General features: G+C 70.3%; 19 protein-coding genes. 8 read left to right on the top strand and 11 right to left on the bottom strand.

Going from position 1 to position 22,378, the window contains the following annotated elements:
• Positions 1-23 precede the first annotated feature (23 nt).
• Positions 24-794 (bottom strand): SDR family oxidoreductase, encoded by a 771-nt coding sequence (locus tag ACH4YP_RS31325; RefSeq protein ID WP_398493978.1) that lies wholly within the window; start codon positions 792-794, stop codon positions 24-26.
• An 86-nt stretch (positions 795-880) separates the two neighbouring features.
• Between ACH4YP_RS31325 and ACH4YP_RS31320 the strand changes: the two genes are divergently transcribed.
• Genes ACH4YP_RS31320 through ACH4YP_RS31300 form a run of 5 tightly spaced genes read left to right on the top strand, consistent with a single transcriptional unit; the run spans position 881 to position 4,995 of the window.
• Positions 881-1,639: an enoyl-CoA hydratase family protein gene (locus ACH4YP_RS31320; RefSeq protein ID WP_398493976.1), complete on the top strand. Its 759-nt coding sequence runs from the start codon at positions 881-883 to the stop codon at positions 1,637-1,639.
• Entirely contained in the window at positions 1,636-2,490 is an 855-nt protein-coding gene (locus ACH4YP_RS31315) for a CoA-transferase (RefSeq protein ID WP_361058544.1), read from the top strand. Before ACH4YP_RS31320 ends, ACH4YP_RS31315 begins: the two co-directional genes overlap by 4 nt.
• A complete protein-coding gene (locus tag ACH4YP_RS31310; RefSeq protein ID WP_361058546.1) occupies positions 2,487-3,293 on the top strand; it encodes a CoA-transferase in 807 nt (268 codons plus the stop codon). Before ACH4YP_RS31315 ends, ACH4YP_RS31310 begins: the two co-directional genes overlap by 4 nt.
• Positions 3,293-4,357, top strand: coding sequence for an NAD(P)H-dependent flavin oxidoreductase (locus ACH4YP_RS31305; RefSeq protein WP_398493974.1), 1,065 nt, complete (start codon positions 3,293-3,295; stop codon positions 4,355-4,357). The genes ACH4YP_RS31310 and ACH4YP_RS31305 overlap by 1 nt, the downstream gene beginning before the upstream one ends.
• A complete protein-coding gene (locus tag ACH4YP_RS31300) occupies positions 4,354-4,995 on the top strand; it encodes an SIMPL domain-containing protein (protein WP_361058550.1) in 642 nt (213 codons plus the stop codon). Before ACH4YP_RS31305 ends, ACH4YP_RS31300 begins: the two co-directional genes overlap by 4 nt.
• A 105-nt stretch (positions 4,996-5,100) precedes the next feature.
• Here the strand turns inward: ACH4YP_RS31300 and ACH4YP_RS31295 are convergent, their stop codons facing one another.
• The 3 genes from ACH4YP_RS31295 to ACH4YP_RS31285 all read right to left on the bottom strand — a co-directional run bounded on the left by ACH4YP_RS31295 (position 5,101) and on the right by ACH4YP_RS31285 (position 7,813).
• On the bottom strand, positions 5,101-6,258 hold the full coding sequence (locus tag ACH4YP_RS31295) for an acetyl-CoA C-acetyltransferase (RefSeq protein ID WP_398493972.1): 1,158 nt from the start codon (positions 6,256-6,258) through the stop codon (positions 5,101-5,103).
• Positions 6,259-6,328: 70 nt separating this feature from the next.
• On the bottom strand, positions 6,329-6,940 hold the full coding sequence (locus ACH4YP_RS31290; RefSeq protein WP_361058554.1) for a TetR/AcrR family transcriptional regulator: 612 nt from the start codon (positions 6,938-6,940) through the stop codon (positions 6,329-6,331).
• 87 nt (positions 6,941-7,027) lie between these two features.
• On the bottom strand, positions 7,028-7,813 hold the full coding sequence (locus ACH4YP_RS31285; RefSeq protein WP_398493970.1) for an SDR family oxidoreductase: 786 nt from the start codon (positions 7,811-7,813) through the stop codon (positions 7,028-7,030).
• Positions 7,814-7,861: 48 nt separating this feature from the next.
• Here ACH4YP_RS31285 and ACH4YP_RS31280 point away from each other — a divergent pair, with 48 nt between their 5' ends.
• On the top strand, positions 7,862-9,019 hold the full coding sequence (locus ACH4YP_RS31280) for an acyl-CoA dehydrogenase family protein (RefSeq protein WP_398493969.1): 1,158 nt from the start codon (positions 7,862-7,864) through the stop codon (positions 9,017-9,019).
• A complete protein-coding gene (locus ACH4YP_RS31275; RefSeq protein ID WP_398493968.1) occupies positions 9,019-10,017 on the top strand; it encodes an acyl-CoA dehydrogenase family protein in 999 nt (332 codons plus the stop codon). Before ACH4YP_RS31280 ends, ACH4YP_RS31275 begins: the two co-directional genes overlap by 1 nt.
• Before the next feature lie 35 nt (positions 10,018-10,052).
• On the opposite strand, the gene ACH4YP_RS31270 is transcribed toward ACH4YP_RS31275, so the two are convergent.
• The 4 genes from ACH4YP_RS31270 to ACH4YP_RS31255 form a co-directional block, all read right to left on the bottom strand.
• Positions 10,053-11,684, bottom strand: a complete 1,632-nt coding sequence (locus ACH4YP_RS31270) for a cytochrome bc complex cytochrome b subunit (RefSeq protein ID WP_398493966.1) — start codon at positions 11,682-11,684, stop codon at positions 10,053-10,055.
• A 104-nt stretch (positions 11,685-11,788) separates the two neighbouring features.
• Complete coding sequence (locus tag ACH4YP_RS31265) at positions 11,789-12,511, bottom strand: vWA domain-containing protein (RefSeq protein ID WP_398493965.1); 723 nt, start codon at positions 12,509-12,511, stop codon at positions 11,789-11,791.
• A gap of 36 nt (positions 12,512-12,547) precedes the next feature.
• The gene (locus ACH4YP_RS31260; protein ID WP_398493964.1) at positions 12,548-13,651 is read right to left on the bottom strand and encodes a hypothetical protein; all 1,104 of its coding nucleotides are present in this window, start codon (positions 13,649-13,651) and stop codon (positions 12,548-12,550) included.
• Between the two features lie 18 nt (positions 13,652-13,669).
• Positions 13,670-13,888, bottom strand: a complete 219-nt coding sequence (locus ACH4YP_RS31255; RefSeq protein WP_398493962.1) for a hypothetical protein — start codon at positions 13,886-13,888, stop codon at positions 13,670-13,672.
• A gap of 74 nt (positions 13,889-13,962) precedes the next feature.
• Between ACH4YP_RS31255 and ACH4YP_RS31250 the strand changes: the two genes are divergently transcribed.
• Entirely contained in the window at positions 13,963-14,811 is an 849-nt protein-coding gene (locus ACH4YP_RS31250) for a chitosanase (RefSeq protein ID WP_398493960.1), read from the top strand.
• A 145-nt stretch (positions 14,812-14,956) separates the two neighbouring features.
• On the opposite strand, the gene ACH4YP_RS31245 is transcribed toward ACH4YP_RS31250, so the two are convergent.
• The 3 genes from ACH4YP_RS31245 to ACH4YP_RS31235 form a co-directional block, all read right to left on the bottom strand.
• A complete protein-coding gene (locus tag ACH4YP_RS31245) occupies positions 14,957-16,417 on the bottom strand; it encodes a glutamate synthase subunit beta (RefSeq protein WP_361058574.1) in 1,461 nt (486 codons plus the stop codon).
• Positions 16,410-21,005 carry a glutamate synthase large subunit gene (gltB, locus tag ACH4YP_RS31240; RefSeq protein WP_398493959.1) on the bottom strand — a complete coding sequence of 1,532 codons (4,596 nt, stop codon included), beginning with the start codon at positions 21,003-21,005 and terminating at the stop codon, positions 16,410-16,412. Before gltB ends, ACH4YP_RS31245 begins: the two co-directional genes overlap by 8 nt.
• Positions 21,006-21,378: 373 nt before the next feature.
• Entirely contained in the window at positions 21,379-22,110 is a 732-nt protein-coding gene (locus tag ACH4YP_RS31235) for a VIT1/CCC1 transporter family protein (protein WP_361058578.1), read from the bottom strand.
• Positions 22,111-22,378: the final 268 nt, after the last annotated feature.

The raw sequence follows: 22,378 nt of genomic DNA, 5'->3' as shown, positions 1-22,378 counted from the left end.
CCACTCGTCCTTGAAGGCGGTTCTCACTTCTCCTTGTTGGCGGTCGCCGCGTCCAGGAAGGCGGGCAACTCGCCCCCGCCGTGCACGAGGAGGCCGGCCCCGGTGATGTACGCGGCGGCGTCCGACGCGAGGAAGACGGCGGCCCGGCCGACGTCGAGGGGATCGGCCAGCCGCCCCATGGGAACGGTGCGGGCGACGGCCGCGATGGCGTCCTCGCCCCCGTAGTGGAGGTGGGACAGCTCGGTGCGGACCATCCCCACGACGAGGGTGTTCACCCGCACCTCCGGCGCCCACTCCACGGCCATCGAGCGCGCGAGATTCTCCAGGCCCGCCTTGGCCGCCCCGTAGGCCGCCGTGCCGGGCGAGGGCCGTGTCCCGCTGACACTGCCGATCATCACGACGGACCCACGCGCGCGCTTGAGCTGCTCGTACGCCGCCATGGACGCCGTCAGCGGCACGGTGAGGTTGAGCTCGATCACGCGCGCGTGCCGCTCGACGTCCGACTCCGCGAGCAGCCGGTAGGGGGCACCGCCCGCGTTGTTGACCAGGACGTCGACACGGGGCAGCCCGTCGAAGAAGGCGCGTACGGCCGGTGGGTCCCGCAGATCGAGGGGGACGAACTCGACGCCGTCGACCGGAACTTCGGGCGGTCTGCGCGCACAGACCACGACCTCGGCGCCCGCCTCGACGAACGCGCGGGCGATGCCGGCGCCCACGCCCCGGGTGCCGCCCGTGACCACCACGAGCCGTTTGCCGGACGGCTTGTCCGACGGCGTGCCTGACGGCTTGTCCACAGGGCCTCCCACTCGTCGGCGATCGCTGTTACCTTCACAACCGGCGCACCTAACAAATGTTTGGTCGAAAGGTAGCTGATGAGCTGATGGGTGTCTCCACCTCGTCCCCGGAAAAGGGGATTTCCGTTGTCACGGTCGACTTCCCGCCCGTGAACGCGCTGCCGGTGCGCGGCTGGTTCGAGCTGGCCGACGCCCTGCGCGCGGCGGGCCGCGACGCCGAGGTCCGCTGTGTGGTGCTGGCCGCCGAGGGGCGGGGGTTCAACGCGGGCGTGGACATCAAGGAGATACAGGCGCAGGGCGGCAGCGCCCTGCTCGGCGCCAACCGCGGCTGCGCCGACGCCTTCGCCGCGGTGTACGAGTGCGAGGTGCCCGTGGTGGCGGAGGTGCACGGCTTCTGCCTGGGCGGCGGAATAGGCCTGGTGGGCAACGCGGACGCGATCGTGGCCAGCGAGGACGCCACCTTCGGTCTGCCCGAGCTGGACCGGGGCGCCCTGGGCGCGGCCACCCATCTGGCCCGGCTGGTGCCACAGCATCTGATGCGCGCGCTGTACTACACCTCGCGCAAGGCGACCGCGGCCGAGCTGCACCGGCACGGGTCGGTGTGGCGGGTCGTGCCGCGCGGTGAACTGCGTGCCGCTGTCCTGGAGTTGGCCCGTTCGATCGCGAGCAAGGACGGGCAGCTGATCCGGCTGGCCAAGGCCGCGATCAACGGCATCGACCCCGTGGACGTGCGCCGCAGCTACCGCTTCGAACAGGGCTTCACGTTCGAGGCGAACCTCGCGGGGGTCGGCGACCGGGTCAGGGACACGTTCGGGAAGGACCGGGAAGGAGGGGGTACGGAATGAGCGACAAGACGATGACGGCCGACGAGGTCGTCTCCCGGCTCCGCAGCGGGATGACCCTCGGCATCGGCGGCTGGGGCTCGCGCCGCAAACCGATGGCCCTGGTGAGAGCGCTGCTCCGCTCCCAGGTCACCGACCTCACGATCGTGTCGTACGGCGGCCCGGACGTCGGGATGCTCGCCGCCGCGGGCAGGATCCGCAAGCTCGTCGCGGCCTTCGTGACGCTCGACTCGATCCCTCTGGAGCCGCACTACCGGGCCGCCCGGCAGAGCGGGGCCTTCGAGCTGACGGAGGTCGACGAGGCGATGTTCATGTGGGGGCTGCACGCCGCCGCGAACCGGCTGCCCTTCATGCCGGTCCGGGCGGGCATCGGCTCGGACGTCATGCGGGTCAACCCCGGCCTGCGGACGGTCACTTCACCGTACGAGGACCCGTCGACCGGGATCCGGGAGACGTTCGTCGCCATGCCGGCCCTGCGCATGGACGCGGCCCTCGTCCACGTCAACCGCGCGGACCGGTCGGGCAACGGCCAGTATCTGGGCCCGGACCCGTACTTCGACGACCTCTTCTGCGAGGCGGCGGACGTTGCGTACGTCTCCTGCGAGCGGCTCGTGGACCGCTTCGACGACGCGGTGCCGCAGACCCTCCTCGTCAACCGGCACTCGGTCACGGGAGTCGTCGAGACGCCCGGTGGCGCACACCCCACCTCCTGCGTCCCCGACCACGACCGCGACGAGCCCTTCCAGAAGCTGTACGCGACGACGCCGTGGCCCGAGTTCACCGAGCGGTTCCTGTACGGGGACGAGAAGGCCTACCAGTCGGCCGCGCAGGCCTGGCACGAGGAGCGGCGATGACCGACGCGACCCCCACCCCGGCGGTCCCGCCCACCCACGCCCCTCTGCTCCCGCCCACCCACACGCCTCCTCTCCGGCCCACCCGCGCCGAGTACTGCGTGATCGCCTGTGCCGAGGCCTGGCGGGACGACGGCGAGGTGCTCGCGAGCCCGATGGGTGCCGTCCCCTCCGTCGGTGCCCGGCTCGCCCGGCGGACCTTCGCCCCGGAGCTCCTGCTCACCGACGGCGAGGCGATGCTGGTCGGCCCGGACGGCACGCCCGAGGGCTGGCTGCCCTACCGCAGGCATCTCACGATGGTCACCGGCGGGCGTCGGCACGTGATGATGGGCGCGAGCCAGATAGACCGCTTCGGCAACCAGAACATCTCCTGCATCGGCGACTGGGAGCGGCCCGCCCGGCAGCTGCTCGGGGTGCGGGGCGCGCCCGTCAACACCCTGAACAACCCGGTGAGTTACTGGGTGCCCAAGCACTCGACGCGGGTCTTCGTGGAGAAGGTCGACATGATCAGCGGGGTGGGGTACGACAGTGCGGCGGCGGCCGGTCCCACGGCGACCCGCTTCCACCGCATCCCCCGGGTCGTGTCGAACCTGGGAGTGTTCGACTTCGCGACTCCGGACCACTCGATGCGGCTCGCCTCGCTGCATCCGGGGGTGACGGTCGAGGAGGTCCTGGCGGCGACCGGGTTCGAGCCGGCGGTCCCCGACGAGGTCCCGTACACCCGTGAACCGACCCCGGCGGAGCTGGAGTTGATCCGCGAGGTCATCGACCCCAAGGGGCTGCGCGACCGGGAGGTCCCGGGCTGATGGAGACCGCGCTCACGAAACTGGTCGGCGTCCGGCACCCGATCGTGCAGACCGGGATGGGCTGGGTGGCGGGGCCGCGACTGGTCTCCGCCTCGGCGAACGCGGGAGCGCTGGGCATCCTGGCCTCCGCGACGATGACCCTCGACCAGCTGCGGGAGGCGGTCCGGGAGGTCAGGTCCCGTACGGACGCGCCGTTCGGGGTGAACCTGCGCGCGGACGCGGGGGACGCCCGGGACCGCGTCCGGCTGATCGTCGAGGAGGGGGTGAAGGTCGCCTCCTTCGCGCTCGCGCCCTCCCGGGAGCTGATCGCCGAGCTCAAGGACGCGGGGGTCGTCGTCATCCCGTCGATCGGGGCCCGCCGGCACGCCGAGAAGGTCGCGGCCTGGGGCGCTGACGCGGTGATCGTGCAGGGCGGCGAGGGCGGCGGCCACACCGGCGAGGTGGCGACCACCGTCCTCCTCCCCCAGGTCGTGGACGCCGTCGGCATACCGGTGATCGCGGCGGGCGGTTTCTTCGACGGCCGGGGCCTGGTCGCGGCACTGGCGTACGGGGCGGCGGGCGTCGCCATGGGCACCCGCTTCCTCCTGACCTCCGACTCCACGGTCCCGGACGCGGTGAAGGCCCAGTACCTCGCGGCCACGGTGAAGGACGTGACGGTGACGACAGCCGTGGACGGCCTCCCCCACCGCATGCTCCGCACGGACCTGGTCAACTCCCTTGAGGAGGCGGGCCGTACGAGAACGCTGACCCGGGCGATACGCCGGGCTGCCCACTTCCGAAAGCTCTCGGGCCTCACCTGGCCCCAGCTGGTCCGCGACGGCCTGGCGATGAAACACGGCAAGGACCTGACCTGGAGCCAGGTCCTCCTCGCCGCCAACACCCCGATGCTGCTGCGCGCGTCGATGGTCGAGGGCCGCACGGACCTGGGAGTGATGGCCTCGGGCCAGGTGGCGGGCCTGATCGAGGACTTGCCGTCGTGCGCGGAGCTGGTGGCTCGGGTGATGACAGAGGCCCGGGAAACCCTGGGCGCACTGCCGGTGCCGGGTGCTTCAATGCCGGGATGACCGAGTCGATCAAAGACCCCTGGGGCCTCAGTGTGTTCGGGGCCGGAAGCGTGCGCGTCGAACCCCAGCTGGTGCGGGTGAAACTGGCGGTGGATGTCCTGGAGCCCTCTCCCGACCGGGCGTTCCAGGAGGCGGGCACCGCGGTGACCCGGCTGCGCGAGGCCCTGCGCCGGCACGGGATACCGGACGCTTCGGTCTCCGGTTCCCGGCTCAAGCTCAGTTCGGACTACGACGGCTACGGCAGCGACCGGAAGTTCAGTGGCTATCGCTGCAGGGCCTCGTACTCCGTGGAGACGGAGGCGCTGGACGATCTGCAGCAGCTCATCGTGGACGCGGTCGACGCGGGCGCGCACCACATCGACAGCGTCGACTTCGACGTGCACGACAAGCCGGCCCTGCGGGACGAGGCCCGGCGCAGAGCGGTGGCCGCCGCCCGTCGCAAGGCCGAGGTCTACTCGGAGGCGGCCGGCGTCGCGCTCGGCCCGGTGATACACATCCAGGACGTGGACGCCGAGTCCTGGGAGTTCAGCAACCACCGCGGCCACGGCGGCGGGGGCGGCAACTCTGCGGGAAACCTGGCACCGGGGATGGTGGAGGTCTCGGCGGGAGTGGTGCTGGGCTTCTCACTGGGCCGCTGACACGAGGATGGTGTTATGGGGCGCCCCGTCGGAGGCGCCCCCTCTTTTCAGGGGCGCGGGGAACTGCGCGACAAGCGACGACGGACCCGCACGCAACCGAACAGCCTAGAGCCGCTCGACGATCGTCACGTTCGCCTGACCTCCGCCCTCACACATCGTCTGCAGCCCGAACCGCCCGCCCGTCCGCTCCAGTTCATGGAGCAACGTGGTCATCAGCTTCACCCCGGTCGCCCCCAGTGGATGCCCGAGGGCAATCGCACCCCCGTTGACATTGACCCGGTCGGGATCCGCCCCGGTCTCCTTCAGCCAGGCAAGGACCACAGGCGCGAACGCCTCGTTGATCTCGACGAGGTCGATGTCGCCGATGGACATCCCGGACTTCTTCAGGGCGTACGCGGTGGCCGGAATCGGCGCCGAAAGCATCCGTATCGGGTCCTCCCCCCGCACCGACAGATGGTGAACCCGCGCCCGAGGCGTGAGCCCGTGCTCGCGCACGGCCCGCTCGGACGCGAGGAGCATCGCGGCCGCGCCGTCGGAGACCTGGGAGGAGCAGGCGGCGGTGATGGTGCCGCCGTCCACCACCGGCTTCAGCCCGGCCATCTTCTCCAGCGAGGTGTCCCGCCGCGGCCCCTCGTCCACGGCGACGTCCCCGAACGGCACGACCTCCCGCTCGAAACGCCCCTCGTCGATCGCCCGGAGCGCCCGCTGATGCGACCTCAGGGCGAACTCCTCCTGGTCCCGCCGACTGATCCCCCACTTCTCGGCGATCAGCTCGGCGCCGTGGAACTGGTTGACGGGCCGGTCCCCGTACCGCGCCCGCCACCCCTCGCTCCCCGCGAACGGCCCCTCCGTGAGCCCCAGCGGCTCCGCGGCCTGGCGGGAGGCGAAGGCGATGGGGATCTGCGTCATGTTCTGGACGCCGCCCGCGACCACCAGGTCCTGCGTGCCGGACAGGACACCCTGCGCGGCGAAGTGCACGGCCTGCTGCGAGGACCCGCACTGCCGGTCGATCGTCACCCCGGGCACCTCCTCGGGCAGCCCGGCCGCCAGCCAGGCCGTCCGCGCGATGTCCCCGGCCTGCGGCCCGACGGTGTCCAGACACCCGAAGACGACGTCCTCGACGGCGGCCGGGTCGACCCCGGACCGCTCGACCAGTGCCTTCAGCACATGCGCGCCCAGATCGGCGGGATGGACCCCGCCGAGGCCGCCCTTCCGGCGCCCCACGGGCGTACGGACCGCTTCGACTATGTAGGCCTCGGCCATGACAACTCCTCGGGCTCCTCGGTGGGTTCAGCGAGATCAACGGGTTCAGTGGGCCCAGTGGCCCAGCGAGTTACGTACGTACGGCGATTCCGTCGAGGACCATCGACAGGTACTGCCGGGCGATCTCCTCCGGGCTGTGCTGTCCGCCGGGCCGGTACCAGGACGCGGCGACCCACACCGTGTCGCGCACGAACCGGTAGGTGAGCCGGATGTCGAGGTCGTCCCGGAAGACCTCGCCGGCCACGCCCCGCTCCAGCGTGGCCAGCCATGTCTTCTCGAACTTGCGCTGCGACTCGGCGAGGAACGCGAACCGTTCCTGCGCGACGAGGTGCCTGGACTCCCGCTGGTAGATCGCGACGGCCGCGCGGTGCCGGTCGATCTCCCGGAAGGACTCGGTGACCAGGGCCTCCAGCGTCTCGCGCGGGCCGAGCTCGGCCTCCAGGACGGTGTCGTACCCGTCCCACAGCTCGTCCATGAAGGTCCGCAGGATCTCCTCCAGCATCGATTCCTTGGAGTCGAAGTGGTAGTAGAGGCTGCCCGCGAGCATGCCCGCGTGGTCCGCGATCTTGCGGACGGTGGTGGCGTTGTAGCCCTGCTCGGCGAAGACCTCGGCGGCGGTGTCGAGAAGTTCGCGACGGCGGGCGGGCGCGGCGGTCACCTGGGGCTTCTTCTTGGTAGGCACGTTTCCATTGTGGTCCCGGTCCCAGTCCCGGTCCCAGTCCCGGTCCCGGTCCCGGTCCTCGTCCCGGGGGCTCCGGCCACCGACCGCCTACGCATGCTGGCTGCTCACCGAGACGATCTCGCCGGTCATGTACGAGGAGTAGCCGGACGCCAGGAACACGATCACGTTGGCCACCTCCCACGGCTCGGCGTACCGCCCGAAGGCCTCGCGGGACGTCAGTTCCTCCAGGAGTTCGGGGGTCGTCACCTTCACCAGGTGCGGGTGCATGGCGAGGCTCGGCGAGACGGCGTTGACCCGCACGCCGTGCTCCGCCGCCTCGATCGCCGCGCACCGGGTCAGCGCCATGACCCCTGCCTTCGCCGCCGCGTAGTGCGCCTGCCCCGCCTGAGCGCGCCAGCCGACGACGGAGGCGTTGTTGACGATCACGCCGCCGTGCCCGCCCTCCCGGAAAGCACGAAGGGCAGCCCGCGTGCACCGAAAGGTGCCGTTCAGTGTCACGTCGAGCACCTTCGACCACTGCTCGTCGGCCATGTCGACGAGGTCCGAAGTCCCGCCGAGACCGGCGTTGTTGACGACGATGTCGAGCCGCCCGTGCTGCCGCACGGCCGTATCGAAGAGCGCCTGCACCTGGGCCTCGTCGGTGACGTCGCACGCAAGCGCCGAGACGCCCTCGAACTCCCCGGCCAGCTCGGCCTCGTACTCCTTGAGCCGTCGCGCGTGCGCGTCGCTGATCAGCACGCGCGCGCCCTCTTCCAGGAAGCGGCGCGCGGTGGCGCCGCCGATGCCCGCGCCCGCGGCGGCGGTGACGACGGCCGTACGTCCTTTCAGCAGCCCGTGCCCAGGCACGTACTCCGGACTCTCGACGTCTGTCATGACGCCACGCTAACCTACCAAACACTTGTTAGGGAAGGATCGCCGCTGATGGACCTCGACTTCACGGCCGACCAGGACGCCTTCCGCGCCGAGGCGCGCGCCTGGCTGCACACGCACGTCCCGTCGCCGCCGCTGCCCTCCCTGGAGACCGAGGAGGGCTTCGCCGCCCACCGCGCGTGGGAGGCCGAACTCGCCGCGGACCGCTGGTCGGTGGTGTCCTGGCCGGCCGCGTACGGCGGGCGGGACGCGGGACTCGTACGGTGGCTGGTCTTCGAGGAGGAGTACTACGCGGCGAGCGCGCCGGGCCGGGTCGGCCAGAACGGCATCAACCTCCTCGCGCCGACCCTCTTCGACCACGGCACCGAGGAGCAGCGGGCCCGGATCCTGCCGCCGATGGCCTCCGGCGAGGTCGTCTGGGCGCAGGCCTGGTCCGAGCCCGAGGCCGGGTCCGACCTCGCCTCCCTCAGGTCCAGGGCGGTGCGCACGGACGGCGGCTGGCTGTTGAGCGGGCAGAAGACGTGGTCGTCGCGGGCCGCGTTCGCCGACCGCGCGTTCGGCCCGTTCCGCAGCGAGCCCGACACTCCGAAGCCCCACCAGGGCCTCACGTACCTGATGTTCGACCTGCGCGCGCCGGGCGTGACCGTCCGCCCGATCGGCCGCCTGGACGGCAAGCCGGCCTTCGCCGAACTCTTCCTGGACGACGTGTTCGTGCCGGACGAGGACGTGATCGGCGAGCCCGGCCAGGGCTGGCGGGTCGCCATGTCGACGGCGGGCAACGAGCGCGGGCTGACCCTCCGCTCCCCCGGCCGCTTCCTGGCCTCGGCCGACCGCCTGGCCGCGCTCTGGCGGGCGCGCGGCCGGGACCCGTTCACCCGCGACCGGGTGGCCGACGCGGTGATCGGCGCCCGCGCGTACCAGCTCTTCACGTACGCGGGCGCCTCCCGTTTCCTCGACGGCGAGCCCATCGGCCCGGAGTCCAGCCTGAACAAGGTCTTCTGGTCCGAGTACGACATAGCGCTGCACGAGACGGCACTCGATCTCCTGGGCGGGGAGGGGGAGTTGACGGATGCCACTGACGACGAGGACAGCGGCTGGGCCGAGGGGTACGTCTTCTCCCTCGCCGGTCCCATCTACGCGGGCACGAACGAGATCCAGCGCGACATCATCGCCGAACGCCTCCTGGGCCTGCCGAAGGGACGCCGCTGATGCGTTTCCTCCTGGACGACGAACAGCGTGCCTTCGCCCACTCGTTGGACGCCCTGCTGACGGCGGCGGACACCCCGTCGGTCGTACGGTCGTGGGGCGCCGGTGACCATACGGCCGGGCTGGCCCTGTGGTCCCGTGTCGCCGACGCGGGAGTGTTCGCGCTGGCGGTCCCCGAGACGTACGAGGGTGTCGGGCCGCTCCCCGTCGAACTGGCCGTCGCCTTAGTGGAGTTGGGGCGGCACGCGGTACCGGGCCCGCTGGTGGAGACGGTGGCGGCGGCCGCCCTGCTGTCGGAACCGGGCCTGGCGAAGAGGTTCCTGCCGGGGCTGGCATCCGGGGAGACGATCGCGACGGTGGCCGCCTTGGACGGTTCGTGCGGCTCGTACGCGCTGGACGGGGACGCGGCCACCATCCACCTCGCGGTCGACAGCGGCAAGGGTGACGAGGGCAGTGCAGGCGGCGAGTTGAGGCTGACCCAGGGGCACGGGCCGGTCCGTACGTCCATGGATCCGGCCCGGCGTCTCACCCGGCTGGAGGAAACGGGCGGCGAACTCCTCGCCACCGGCCCCCAAGTCACCGCCGCCACCGCCCACGCCCTGACCTGGGCCCGGCTCGCGACCGCCGCGCAGGCACTCGGTGTGGGACTGACCCTGCTCGACAGGACCGTGGCGTACGTGAAGCAGCGCAGCCAGTTCGGCGTCCCCATAGGCTCGTTCCAGGCGGTGAAGCACCGACTGGCCGACGCCAAGGTCGCGTTGGAGTTCGCGCGCCCGCTCCTCTTCGGCGCGGCCCTGACCATGGACCCGGCCGACGTGGCCGCCGCCAAGGTCACGGCCTGCGAGGCGGCGTACACGACCGCCCGTACCGCCCTGCAACTGCACGGCGCGATCGGCTACACCGCGGAGTACGACCTCTCCCTCTGGCTGACCAAGGCCCGCGCACTGCGCACGGCTTGGGGCACGCCCGGCGAATGCCGCGAGCTGGTCCTCAACAGCTGAGCCCCGAAGTAGCCGTGCCCCCAGCAGCTGTGCGCTCAGTGGTGATGGTCGTCGCTGCTCGTGAGTTCGCGGTACTCCTCGACGGTCGGCTTGGGGATCTGCGCGTTCTGCCCGTACATGGCCCGGGCGAGCCGCGCCCTCAGCCGCTGGGACGGCTTGACCTTCCGCTCGACGCCGTTCGCGTCGACGAGCGGGCCCACGTCGTAGGGCACGTCCTGCTCGTGCTGGGTGAGGGTGAACCGCTGGGCCGGGGTGAGGGGTTCGTGCACCTCGACGAACTCGCCGTGCGGCAGCCGCCTGATGACGCCGGACTCCCTGCCGTGCAACACCTTGTCGCGGTCGCCGCGTTGGAGCGCCATGCAGACGCGTCTCGTGACGACGAAGGCGATCACCGGGACCACGAAGAAGCCGATCCGGACGAACCAGGTGATCGAGTTGATCGACAGATGCAGATGCGTGGCCACGATGTCGTTGCCGCCGCCGATCAGCAGCACCCCGTACAGACTCAGCCAGGCCACGCCGAGCCCCGTGCGCGTGGGGACGTTGCGGGGCCGGTCCAGGATGTGGTGCTCGCGTTTGTCCCCGGTGATCCATGCCTCGATGAACGGGTAGACGCCGATCGCCACCATGATCAGCGGGAAGAGGGAGAAGGGGATGAAGACGCCCAACTGCAGGGTGTGCCCCCAGGCGTTGATCTCCCATCCCGGCATCACCCGGATCAGCCCCTCGGAGAAGCCGAGGTACCAGTCGGGCTGGGCGCCGGTGGTGACCAGATCGGAACGATAGGGCCCGAAGGCCCACACGGGGTTGATCGTCGCGATCGCGCCCATCATCGACAGCACGCCGAAGACCAGGAAGAAGAAGCCGCCGGCCTTGGCCATGTAGACCGGCATGAACGGCATGCCCACCACGGACTTCTGCTCGCGGCCGGGCCCGGGGTACTGGGTGTGCTTGTGGTAGAAGACCAGGATCAGATGGGCGACGACCAGGCCGAGCATGATCCCGGGCAGCAGGAGGACATGGATCGGGTACAGCCTGGAGATGATGTCGTGTCCCGGGAACTCCCCTCCGAAGAGGAAGAACGCGAGATACGTGCCCACGATCGGCACGGACAGGATCGCGCCCTGCGCGAAGCGGAGGCCGGTGCCGGAGAGCAGGTCGTCGGGGAGCGAGTAGCCGGTCAGGCCGGTGATGATGCCGAGGAACAGCAGGGTCCAGCCGAACAGCCAGTTCAGCTCGCGCGGCTTGCGGAAGGCGCCCGTGAAGAACACGCGCATCATGTGCACGAGCATTCCGGCGACGAAGACGATCGCGGCCCAGTGGTGGATCTGCCGGATCAGCAGTCCGCCGCGCACGTCGAAGCTGATGTCGAGGGTGGACTCGTACGCCCTGGTCATGATGATGCCGTTGAGGGGTTCGTACGAGCCGTTGTAGACGACCTCGGCGGCGCTGGGCTCGAAGAAGAGGGTGAGGTAGACACCGGTGAGGATCAGGATGAGGAAGCTGTAGAGGCAGACCTCGCCCAGCATGAAGGACCAGTGGTCCGGGAACACCTTGCGCAGCTGGGTCTTGGCCAGTGTGTAGATCCCGAGCCGCCCGTCGGCCCAGTCCGCCACCTTCTCGCCCTTGCCCGGCTGTGCCGCTCTCCCGTTGCTCCGCGCGTCCATTCGTGGCCCTCCCCATAGGCTCGGTTCAGAGTGTCACGGGGTTCTGCGAAGCCAAAGGGGTTGGTCACCGCGCGAACAACCCCCACCGGCTCAGGCACCCCGTGTCACTCGACGATCCCCGCGGCCCGGGCCGCCGACAGCCACCGTGGGAACTCGCCCAGCAGCCGGTCGTACAGCTCACCGTCGGAGACGCCCCGGCGGGGGTCCGAACCGGCGTGGAAGAAGCCGGCGTTGTCGACGGCCCGCTTCCCCGGAACGGCCAGGTCGTCGAGCCTGCGCAGGAAGTCGAACTGCTTGCTGGACGGGTCCCCGAAGCCGATGAACTGCCAGAACAGGGGCAGCTTCGCGGCCTTGCAGAGGTACCGCTCCGCGGCAAGCTTGTTGATCGGTCCGCCGTCGGTCTGGAAGACGACCAGGGCGGGGTCCTTGGAGCCGCTGTCGAGGTAGTGGTCGATGACGGCGTCCATCGCCAGGTGGTAGCTGGTCTTGCCCATGTGCCCGAGCCCGGCGACGATCCGCTCCACCCGCCCCGCGTGGCTGTCGAGCGCGATGTCGGTGACGGCGTCGATGTCCGTGGAGAAGAAGACGACAGGCACGGTCCCGTCGTCGTCGAAGTGCGCGCTCAGACCGAGCACACGGTCGGCGAGCGCCTGCACGCTGCCGTCGGCGTAGTACGGCTTCATCGACCCCGAGTAGTCGACGACGAGATAGACGGCGGCCCGCTGTCCGCTCAGTCCGTGTTTGGTGAGGGAGACCCCCGCGCTCTTGTAGAGGCTGACCAGCGCGGGCGCGGTCTCCTCCACCTTGGTGAGGCTGATCCCGGCCATGCGGGCTCCTTCCGGCCATGATCCGACCGGGTGAGCCTAACCGGCCGCCCGCTCCCGGAACGCCGGCAGCTCGAAGAGCCGCCGCCGGGCCCCGTCACCCATCAACTCGACCAGCGGGAATACCAGTTCCCACAGGTCCTCCTTCTCGACGCCGACGGCCAGCGCCTCGATGTCGGGATCGGAGAGCGCTCCCGCGGCCTTCGCGACGATCCGCCGGGCGGTCGGCGGCATCGCCGCCACCATCGGGAGGAACTCCGCCCACAGCCCGGTCGCCACCACCCCGCGGACGAGCCCGTCGAGCACCGCGCGGTCCCGCAGCGCGGGCAGCGCGGCGACGGCCCGCAGCTCGTCCTCGTCGAGCGCGGTCACGATCGGCAGGAGCGACTCCCACAGGTCCTGCTCGGCGGTGGTGCGGACGAGGGAGTCGAGCCGGGCCTCGGGCTGGGCGGCGGTGAGGGAGGCGATCCTGGCCCGCTGTTCGCCGGAGGCCATGCTCGCGACGGCCATGGCCTCCGGCCACAGTCCGTCGTCGGCGGCGGACGCGATGACCGACGACACCCGCTCCTCGCCCAGCAGCTCGACGATGTGGCCGAGCCGTTCCGGGTGGTCAATGACGAAGCCGGTGAGCAGCAGGGTCGCGTCGTCGAGCCGCGGCAGGATCCGCAGCAGCGCGGAGTCCCGCAGATGCCCGACGAACCGGCCCATCGTGAGGTGGTCGCGGCGGTCGGCGAGGACGAGGGCGATCCGTACGACGATGTCGTCGTCCAGTCTGCCCATGATCCCGGCGATCCGGCGCGGGTCGACGTGGTGGCAGCAGCGGGCCGTGAACTCGGGCGGGAGCCGCTCGATGATGTCGGCGGCGCGGACCGGTTCGAGGCGTCCGGCGAGGGCGGCGGCCAGGCGCGGCCCGAGTGCCTTCTGCGAGATGGCCGCGGCGACACCCGCGGGCAGCAGCCTCGTCTTCGCGGCGATGCGGTCGAGGATCCGGGGGGCGTCGTCGAAGAGCGCGGCGACGGATCTCTCGCGGAAGGCGCGCACATCGTGGACGGGCAGCTCTTCGAGGAACGCCAGCTGCCGTGGTTCGACATCCAGCAGGCGGGCGAGCTTCAGGATCTCGGCCCTGCTGCGCAGTGTGTCCATGCGGGAGGGGTCTCCTGGCTAACGGAAGAGCATCCGGCGGAGGGGTTCCCTGGTCAGGGCCGGTACGAGGGTCAGGGCGTCCTCGACGGCCTCGTTCAGCCCGGAAGCCCGGCGTTCCCGTGCCCGGCGCAGTGTCTGTGTGAGTGTCCGGACCTGTGTGTCGTCCAGCGTTGCGAAGCTCTCCGGCGGTGGAGCGCTCAACTCCGTCCGCAGCAGCGCCAGTTCCTCCGCGCTCACAGATCCTCCCCCGACGATCACAGAATCTCCACCCGATGCGGCACGGCACTGGGAGCCGATCGTACTCTTTGCCCATGAAACGCGCTGGCCGTCTGATGTTCGTCGCCGTCCCTCTCGTCGCGGTGACGGTGTACGTCGCGGTGCCCGACCAGAAGGGCGACGACGGGCCTTCCGACGCCCGGAACTCCTCCCCGTCGGCTTCCTCCGGGTCGGGCTCCTCCGGATCGGCCGACCTGGACTCCCCGGAGAAGAAGGAGCTGGCCCAGCGGATCGTGTCGAGCGCCGAGAACTCCAGCCTCGACTGGCGTGACCAGTACGACTACGTCGAGGACATAGGCGACGGCCGCGGCTACACCGCCGGGATCATCGGCTTCACCACCGGCACGCACGACCTGCTCAAGCTGGTGGAGCTGTACACCGAGTCCCATCCGGACAACGCCCTGGAGCCGTACCTCCCGGCCCTGCGCTCCGTCGACGGCTCGGACTCCCACGAGGGCCTGGACCCCGGTTTCACCGCCGCCTGGAAGGAGGAGGCGCAGAAGGACGCCTTCAAGCGCGTCCAGGACTCCCAGCGCGACCGCGTCTACTTCGGCCCGGCGGTCCGCCTCGCCAAGCGTGACGGCCTGGGCGCGCTCGGCCAGTTCATCTACTACGACGCCATGGTCATGCACGGCCCCGGCGACCCCGGCTTCCACGGCATCCGCGAGCGCGCCATGGCCGAGGCCGACACCCCCACGGAGGGCGGCGACGAGCAGAGCTACCTCGACATCTTCCTGGACACCCGCCGCGCGACCATGAAGTCCGAGAAGCGCGACACGACCCGCGTGGACACGGCCCAGCGGAGGTTCCTGTACGAGGGAAACCTGGGCCTCCGCACACCGCTGGAGTGGAAGGTGTACGGCCTGTCGTACAAGATCGACTGACGCCCGTCACCTGCTCAGGGGCTCCGCCCGCGAGAAAAGGCCCCGGACGCACCACGGCGCCCACCGTCGTCCGGTCGGGGACAAAGGGCAGGCGCCGTGCTCAGTTCCGTACACCGTTGTACGGGACGTCTTTCGAGGCGAACCGTCAGACCATCAGGGAACGGTCCGTCGGGCGGATCGGGGCCGGCAGGTCGCTCTCCCCGGTCAGGAAGCGGTCGACCCCACGGGCGGCCGAGCGGCCCTCCGCGATGGCCCAGACGATGAGGGACTGACCCCGGCCGGCGTCACCGGCGACGTACACGCCGGGCACGTTGGTCGCGAAGTCGGCGTCGCGCGCGATGTTGCCGCGCTCGTCGAGGCCGAGGCCGAACTGGGAGACCAGGCCGTTCTCCTGGTCGGTTCCCGTGAAGCCCATGGCGAGGGTGACGAGCTGGGCGGGGATCTTGCGCTCCGTGCCCGACTTCTGCGTCAGCTTGCCGTCGATGAACTCGACCTCGACGAGGTGCAGCCACTGCACGTTGCCGTCCTCGTCGCCCTCGAAGTGGGTGGTGGAGACGGAGTAGACCCGCTCGCCGCCCTCCTCGTGCGCGGAGGTGACCTTGTAGAGCATGGGGAACGTCGGCCAGGGCTGGTTCGGAGCACGGTCCTCGCCCGGCTGGGGCATGATCTCCAGCTGCGTGACCGAGGCCGCGCCCTGGCGGTGGGCGGTGCCCACGCAGTCCGCGCCCGTGTCGCCGCCGCCGATGACGACGACATGCTTGCCCTCGGCGGTGATCGGGGGCGCCACGAAGTCGCCCTCCTGCACCTTGTTGGCGAGCGGCAGGTACTCCATGGCGAAGTGGATGCCGTTCAGCTCGCGCCCGGGGGCCGGCAGGTCGCGGGAGACGGTCGCGCCGGCCGCGATGACCACGGCGTCGTACCGCTTGCGCAGGTCCGTCGCCTTGAGGTCGCGGCCGATCTCGATGCCCGTACGGAAGCGGGTGCCCTCCGCGCGCATCTGCTCGATGCGGCGGTTGATGTGCCGCTTCTCCATCTTGAACTCGGGGATGCCGTAGCGCAGGAGGCCGCCGACGCGGTCCGCGCGCTCGTAGACCGCCACGGTGTGGCCCGCCCGGGTGAGCTGCTGCGCGGCGGCGAGGCCGGCCGGGCCGGAGCCGATGACCGCGACCGTCTTGCCGGAGAGCCGCTCGGGGGCCTGGGGCGCGACGTCGCCGGTGTCCCACGCCTTGTCGATGATCGAGACCTCGACGTTCTTGATGGTCACGGCGGGCTGGTTGATGCCGAGGACGCACGCCGACTCGCACGGGGCGGGGCACAGCCGGCCCGTGAACTCCGGGAAGTTGTTCGTGGCGTGCAGGCGCTCGGAGGCGGCGGACCAGTCCTCGCGGTACGCGTAGTCGTTCCACTCGGGGATGAGGTTCCCGAGCGGACAGCCGTTGTGGCAGAACGGGATGCCGCAGTCCATGCAGCGCGAGGCCTGCGTGGGGATGATGGGGAGCAGCGAGCCCGGAACGTAGACCTCGTTCCAGTCCTTGAGACGCACGTCCACCGGACGGGTCCTGGCGACCTCGCGGCCGTGGTTGAGAAAGCCCTTGGGATCAGCCATTGGTCGCCGCCTCCATCATCTTCTCGGTGATCTCGGTCTCGGTGAGACCGGCTCGCTCGGCGGCGTCCTTGGCGGCGAGCACTGCCTTGTACGTGCTGGGGATGATCCTGCTGAAGCGGTCCACCGACGCGGGCCACTCGGCGAGGAGCTTCTCGGCGACCGTGGAGCCGGTCTCCTCGGCGTGGCGGCGCACGACGTCGTGCAGCCACTGCTTGTCGGTGTCGTCGAGCTCCTCGACCGCGCCGAGGTTGCCGACGTTGACGTTGTCGCGGTTCAGGTCGATGACGTACGCGATGCCGCCCGACATGCCGGCCGCGAAGTTGCGGCCCGTCTCGCCGAGGACGACCGCGTGACCGCCGGTCATGTACTCGCAGCCGTGGTCGCCCACGCCCTCGGAGACCACCGTCGCGCCGGAGTTGCGGACGCAGAAGCGCTCGCCGGTACGGCCCCGGAGGAACAGCTCGCCGCCGGTCGCGCCGTACGCGATGGTGTTGCCCGCGATCGTCGAGAACTCGGCGAGGTGGTCGGCGCCCCGGTCGGGACGGACGATCACCCGGCCGCCGGAGAGGCCCTTGCCGACGTAGTCGTTGGCGTCGCCCTCCAGGCGCAGCGTCACACCGCGCGGCAGGAAGGCGCCGAAGGACTGGCCGGCCGACCCGGTGAAGGTGATGTCGATGGTGTCGTCGGGCAGGCCCGCGCCACCGAACTTCTTCGTCACCTCGTGGCCGAGCATGGTGCCGACCGTGCGGTTGATGTTGCGGATCGCGACCTGGGCGCGCACCGGCTGGGCACCGGTCACGGAGTCCGCGGCCAGTGCGTCGGCGGCGAGCTTGATCAGCTCGTTGTCGAGCGCCTTCTCCAGGCCGTGGTCCTGCTCGATGACCTGGTGGCGCGGGGTGCCCTCGGGCAGCTCCGGCACGTAGAAGAGCGGGGACAGGTCCAGGCCCTGCGCCTTCCAGTGGGTGACCGCCCGCTCCACGTCGAGGTGCTCGGCGTGGCCGACGGCCTCCTCGATCGTGCGGAAGCCCAGCTCGGCGAGGATCTCGCGGACCTCCTCGGCGATGAACTCGAAGAAGTTCACGACGTACTCGGCCTTGCCGGCGTACCGGTCGCGCAGCACCGGGTTCTGCGTGGCGATGCCGACCGGGCAGGTGTCCAGGTGGCAGACGCGCATCATGACGCAGCCGGAGACGACGAGCGGCGCGGTCGCGAAACCGAACTCCTCGGCGCCGAGCATCGCGGCGATGACGACGTCACGGCCGGTCTTCAGCTGGCCGTCGGTCTGTACGACGATGCGGTCGCGCAGGCCGTTGAGCAGCAGGGTCTGCTGGGTCTCGGCGAGGCCCAGCTCCCAGGGTCCACCGGCGTGCTTGAGGGAGGTGAGCGGGGAGGCGCCCGTACCGCCGTCGTGGCCGGAGATGAGGACGACGTCCGCGTGCGCCTTGGACACACCCGCGGCGACCGTGCCGACGCCGACCTCGGAGACCAGCTTCACGTGGATCCGCGCCTGCGGGTTCGCGTTCTTCAGGTCGTGGATCAGCTGGGCGAGGTCTTCGATGGAGTAGATGTCGTGGTGCGGCGGCGGGGAGATCAGACCGACACCCGGGGTGGAGTGCCGGGTCTTGGCGACCCAGGGGTAGACCTTGTGGCCGGGCAGCTGGCCGCCCTCGCCGGGCTTGGCGCCCTGGGCCATCTTGATCTGGATGTCGTCCGCGTTGACCAGGTACTCGGAGGTCACACCGAAGCGGCCGGAGGCGACCTGCTTGATGGACGAGCGGCGTGCCGGGTCGTACAGACGGTCCGCGTCCTCGCCGCCCTCACCGGTGTTGGACTTGCCGCCCAGCTGGTTCATGGCGATGGCGAGCGTCTCGTGGGCTTCCTTGGAGATGGAGCCGTAGGACATGGCGCCGGTGGAGAAGCGCTTGACGATCTCGCTGGCCGGCTCGACCTCGTCGATGGAGATCGGCTCGCGGCCGGACTTGAAGCCGAACAGGCCGCGGAGCGTCATCAGGCGCTCGGACTGCTCGTTCACCCGGTCCGTGTACTTCTTGAAGATGTCGTAGCGGCGGGTGCGCGTGGAGTGCTGGAGGCGGAAGACCGTCTCCGGGTCGAACAGGTGCGGCTCGCCCTCGCGGCGCCACTGATACTCGCCGCCTATGTCGAGGGCGCGGTGCGCGGGCGCGATGCCGCTGGCCGGGTACGCCTTCGCGTGGCGGGCGGCGACCTCCTTGGCGATGACGTCGATGCCGACGCCGCCGATCTTGGTGGCCGTGCCGATGAAGTACTTCTGCACGAAGGCCGTGTCGAGACCGACGGCCTCGAAGACCTGGGCGCCGCGGTAGGAGGCGACGGTCGAGATGCCCATCTTGGACATGACCTTGAGGACGCCCTTGCCGAGCGCGTAGATCAGGTTGCGGATGGCCTGCTCGGACTCCATGCCGGGGAGGAACGTGCCCGCCCGGACGAGGTCCTCGACGGACTCCATCGCGAGGTACGGGTTGACGGCCGCGGCGCCGAAGCCGATGAGGAGGGCCACGTGGTGGACCTCGCGGACGTCGCCGGCCTCGACCAGCAGGCCCACCTGGGTGCGCTGCTTGGTGCGGATGAGGTGGTGGTGGACGGCCGCGGTGAGCAGCAGCGAGGGGATCGGCGCGTGCTCGGCGTCGGAGTGACGGTCCGAGAGGACGATCAGCCGGGCGCCGTTCTCTATGGCGGCGTCGGCCTCGGTGCAGATCTCCTCGATGCGCGCGGCGAGCGAGTCGCCCCCGCCGGAGACCCGGTACAGGCCGGACAGCGTCGCGGCCTTCATGCCCGGCATGTCGCCGTCGGCGTTGATGTGGATGAGCTTGGCCAGCTCGTCGTTGTCGATCACCGGGAAGGGCAGGGTGACGCTGCGACAGGACGCGGCGGTCGGTTCGAGCAGGTTGCCGGCCGGGCCGAGGGAGGAGCGCAGCGAGGTGACGAGCTCCTCGCGGATGGCGTCCAGCGGCGGGTTGGTGACCTGCGCGAACAGCTGGGTGAAGTAGTCGAAGAGCAGCCGCGGGCGCTCGGACAGGGCCGCGATCGGCGAGTCCGTGCCCATGGAGCCGAGCGGCTCGCCGCCGGACTTGGCCATCGGCGCGAGGATGACGCGCAGCTCTTCCTCGGTGTAGCCGAAGGTCTGCTGGCGACGGGTGACCGAGGCGTGCGTGTGCACGATGTGCTCACGCTCGGGCAGGTCGGAGAGCTCGATCTCGCCGGCCTCCAGCCACTCCGCGTACGGGTTCTCGGCGGCGAGGCCGGCCTTGATCTCGTCGTCCTCGATGATGCGGTGCTCGACGGTGTCGACGAGGAACATGCGGCCGGGCTGCAGGCGGCCCTTGCGGACGACCTTCGCGGGGTCGATGTCGAGGACACCGACCTCGGAGCCGAGGACGACGAGGCCGTCGTCGGTGACCCAGTAGCGGCCGGGGCGCAGACCGTTGCGGTCCAGTACGGCGCCGACCTGCTTGCCGTCGGTGAAGGTGACACAGGCCGGGCCGTCCCAGGGCTCCATCATCGTGGAGTGGAACTGGTAGAAGGCGCGGCGGGCCGGGTCCATGGAGTCGTGGTTCTCCCACGCCTCCGGGATCATCATCAGCACGGAGTGCGGGAGCGAACGGCCGCCCAGGTGCAGGAGTTCGAGCACCTCGTCGAAGGACGCGGAGTCGGACGCCTCGGGCGTGCAGATCGGGAAGACGCGGTCGAGCTTGTCCTGGTCGCCGAAGAGGTCGGAGACGAGCTGGGACTCGCGGGCCACCATCCAGTTGCGGTTGCCCTTGACCGTGTTGATCTCGCCGTTGTGCGCGACGAAGCGGTACGGGTGGGCGAGCGGCCAGCTCGGGAAGGTGTTCGTGGAGAACCGGGAGTGCACGAGCGCGATCGCGGAGGCGAAGCGGCGGTCGGACAGGTCCGGGAAGAAGGGCTCCAGCTGGCCGGTGGTCAGCATGCCCTTGTAGACGATCGTCCGGGCGGAGAGCGACGGGAAGTACACGCCGGCCTCGCGCTCGGCGCGCTTGCGCAGCACGAACGCCCTGCGGTCGAGATCGATGCCCTGGCTGATTCCGTCCGTCACGAAGATCTGACGGAAGAGGGGCATCGTCGAGCGGGCGGTGGCGCCGAGGAGTTCGGGGGCGGTCGGGACCTCGCGCCAGCCGAGGACCGTCAGGCCCTCGTCGGCGGCGATCGTCTCGATCCGTGAGACGGCCTCGGCGGTGCCGTCCTCCGGAAGGAAGGCGATACCGACCGCGTACGAGCCCGCCTCGGGCAGCTCGAATTCGGCCACCTCCCGGAAGAAGGTGTCGGGCACCTGGGAGAGGATGCCGGCCCCGTCGCCGGAGTCGGGCTCCGAGCCGGTCGCGCCGCGGTGCTCCAGATTGCGGAGCACGGTCAGCGCCTGTTCGACCAGCGCGTGGCTCGCCTCACCGGTGAGGGTGGCCACAAAGCCGACGCCACAGGCGTCGTGCTCGTTGCGCGGGTCGTACATCCCCTGCGCGGCAGGGCGAGCATCCATGAAGGACCAGTTCTGGCCATTCGCGGAGTGCTGGGACGGCTGGCGCGGCGTACGCATCGGCTCTCCCGTCGTCGTCGTGGCATATGCGAGTGCCGAGGGACGACGTTGGCCCTCTGCGAAAAGTGCAAAATTTCGTGCAGGTTACATGATGGAGCCGTTCTCGGGAACCGGATACGGCGTTCCAGCATGCGGACGCCGCGGGTCGCGGCGGGGGCCGCTCGTGGCGGCTGAACAAGGGGACCTTTTCGGACAGATCAGTGACCGTCGGCCCGATCGCGGCAGGCAACGTCGCCCAACGCTTCAATTGCCGTGCAGGCCTCATTGCCCGCAGCGCTTACGGCTCATGCCCAGTGGTTAAGGATTCGAAACCGTTGAGTAACGACTACTTATGCAGTCCCGTGCATAGCTGCTCGACCCAACGGTGCGCGGGTCATCCTACGGCCGTACCGAACAGAGTGCCCAGGGCGTACGTCACACCGGCCGCGGCACCGCCCAGCGCGAGCTGGCGCAGTCCGCTGTACCACCAGGACTTCGCGGTCACCCTGGCCACGATCGCACCGCACGCGAAGAGCCCGAGGAACGCGAGCAGCAGAGCGGGCCACAGGGCGGTCGCGCCCAGCAGATAAGGGAGTACGGGGAGCAGGGCGCCCAGGGCGAACGAGCCGAAGCTCGACACGGCGGCGACGGTCGGCGAGGGCAGGTCGCCGGGATCGATGCCCAGCTCCTCGCGGGCGTGTATCTCCAGGGCCTGCTCGGGGTCCTTCGACAGCTGCCGGGCGACCTCACGGGCGAGACCGGACTCGACGCCCCGCGCCTGGTACAGCTCGGCGAGCTCCCGCTCCTCGTCCTTGGGGTACTTCCTCAACTCCCGCCGCTCGACGTCGAGTTCGGCCTCGACGAGTTCGCGCTGCGAGGCGACGGAGGTGTACTCGCCGGCCGCCATGGAGAAGGCACCGGCGGCCAGCCCCGCGAGCCCGGTGATGACGATCGTCCGATGGGACACGGCACCGCCCGCCACACCCGTCATCAACGCCAGGTTGGAGACCAGACCGTCCATCGCGCCGAAGACGGCGGGCCGCAGCCAGCCGCCGCTCACGTCCCGGTGGGTGTGGTTGTCGCGGTGCGCCTCGTGAAGCGCCGCCTCGGTCTCGATGATGGCCATGCCAGGGTCTCCCGAAGTGCTGCTCGGACCGTGTTGCCCGGAGTGCTAATTGGACTATTTCTATTCTTGGACAACACCCAAGCTACGCTCGGAATTTCCCGCCCGCCAGCAAGGAAGGCCGTACTTACCTGGGCTTTCGCCGCCCTTCGCTCATCCGTAGGGACCTGCGCACAAATGTCGACCGGGTGACGCTGAGCCGCGCGAGGCTCCGCCGAACCACTTGGTGGGGACAGATCCGCAAAGGGTCCCTCAGTCCTTCCGGGACCCC

This window comes from Streptomyces sp. NPDC020747, from assembly GCF_044334695.1.
GTDB lineage: Bacteria > Actinomycetota > Actinomycetes > Streptomycetales > Streptomycetaceae > Streptomyces.
This window is presented reverse-complemented; position numbering and strand designations above follow the sequence as displayed.

What these genes read in the sequence shown, in the direction of transcription:
- ACH4YP_RS31270 (WP_398493966.1), bottom strand. Translation starts at nt 11,684, where the DNA reads ATGGACGCGCGGAGCAACGGGAGAGCGGCACAGCCGGGCAAGGGCGAG.
- gltB (WP_398493959.1), bottom strand. Translation starts at nt 21,005, where the DNA reads ATGCGTACGCCGCGCCAGCCGTCCCAGCACTCCGCGAATGGCCAGAAC.
- ACH4YP_RS31305 (WP_398493974.1), top strand. Translation starts at nt 3,293, where the DNA reads ATGGAGACCGCGCTCACGAAACTGGTCGGCGTCCGGCACCCGATCGTG.
- ACH4YP_RS31265 (WP_398493965.1), bottom strand. Translation starts at nt 12,511, where the DNA reads ATGGCCGGGATCAGCCTCACCAAGGTGGAGGAGACCGCGCCCGCGCTG.
- ACH4YP_RS31285 (WP_398493970.1), bottom strand. Translation starts at nt 7,813, where the DNA reads ATGACAGACGTCGAGAGTCCGGAGTACGTGCCTGGGCACGGGCTGCTG.
- ACH4YP_RS31300 (WP_361058550.1), top strand. Translation starts at nt 4,354, where the DNA reads ATGACCGAGTCGATCAAAGACCCCTGGGGCCTCAGTGTGTTCGGGGCC.
- ACH4YP_RS31260 (WP_398493964.1), bottom strand. Translation starts at nt 13,651, where the DNA reads ATGGACACACTGCGCAGCAGGGCCGAGATCCTGAAGCTCGCCCGCCTG.
- ACH4YP_RS31235 (WP_361058578.1), bottom strand. Translation starts at nt 22,110, where the DNA reads ATGGCCATCATCGAGACCGAGGCGGCGCTTCACGAGGCGCACCGCGAC.
- ACH4YP_RS31275 (WP_398493968.1), top strand. Translation starts at nt 9,019, where the DNA reads ATGCGTTTCCTCCTGGACGACGAACAGCGTGCCTTCGCCCACTCGTTG.
- ACH4YP_RS31295 (WP_398493972.1), bottom strand. Translation starts at nt 6,258, where the DNA reads ATGGCCGAGGCCTACATAGTCGAAGCGGTCCGTACGCCCGTGGGGCGC.
- ACH4YP_RS31320 (WP_398493976.1), top strand. Translation starts at nt 881, where the DNA reads ATGGGTGTCTCCACCTCGTCCCCGGAAAAGGGGATTTCCGTTGTCACG.
- ACH4YP_RS31280 (WP_398493969.1), top strand. Translation starts at nt 7,862, where the DNA reads ATGGACCTCGACTTCACGGCCGACCAGGACGCCTTCCGCGCCGAGGCG.
- ACH4YP_RS31250 (WP_398493960.1), top strand. Translation starts at nt 13,963, where the DNA reads ATGAAACGCGCTGGCCGTCTGATGTTCGTCGCCGTCCCTCTCGTCGCG.
- ACH4YP_RS31245 (WP_361058574.1), bottom strand. Translation starts at nt 16,417, where the DNA reads ATGGCTGATCCCAAGGGCTTTCTCAACCACGGCCGCGAGGTCGCCAGG.
- ACH4YP_RS31315 (WP_361058544.1), top strand. Translation starts at nt 1,636, where the DNA reads ATGAGCGACAAGACGATGACGGCCGACGAGGTCGTCTCCCGGCTCCGC.
- ACH4YP_RS31310 (WP_361058546.1), top strand. Translation starts at nt 2,487, where the DNA reads ATGACCGACGCGACCCCCACCCCGGCGGTCCCGCCCACCCACGCCCCT.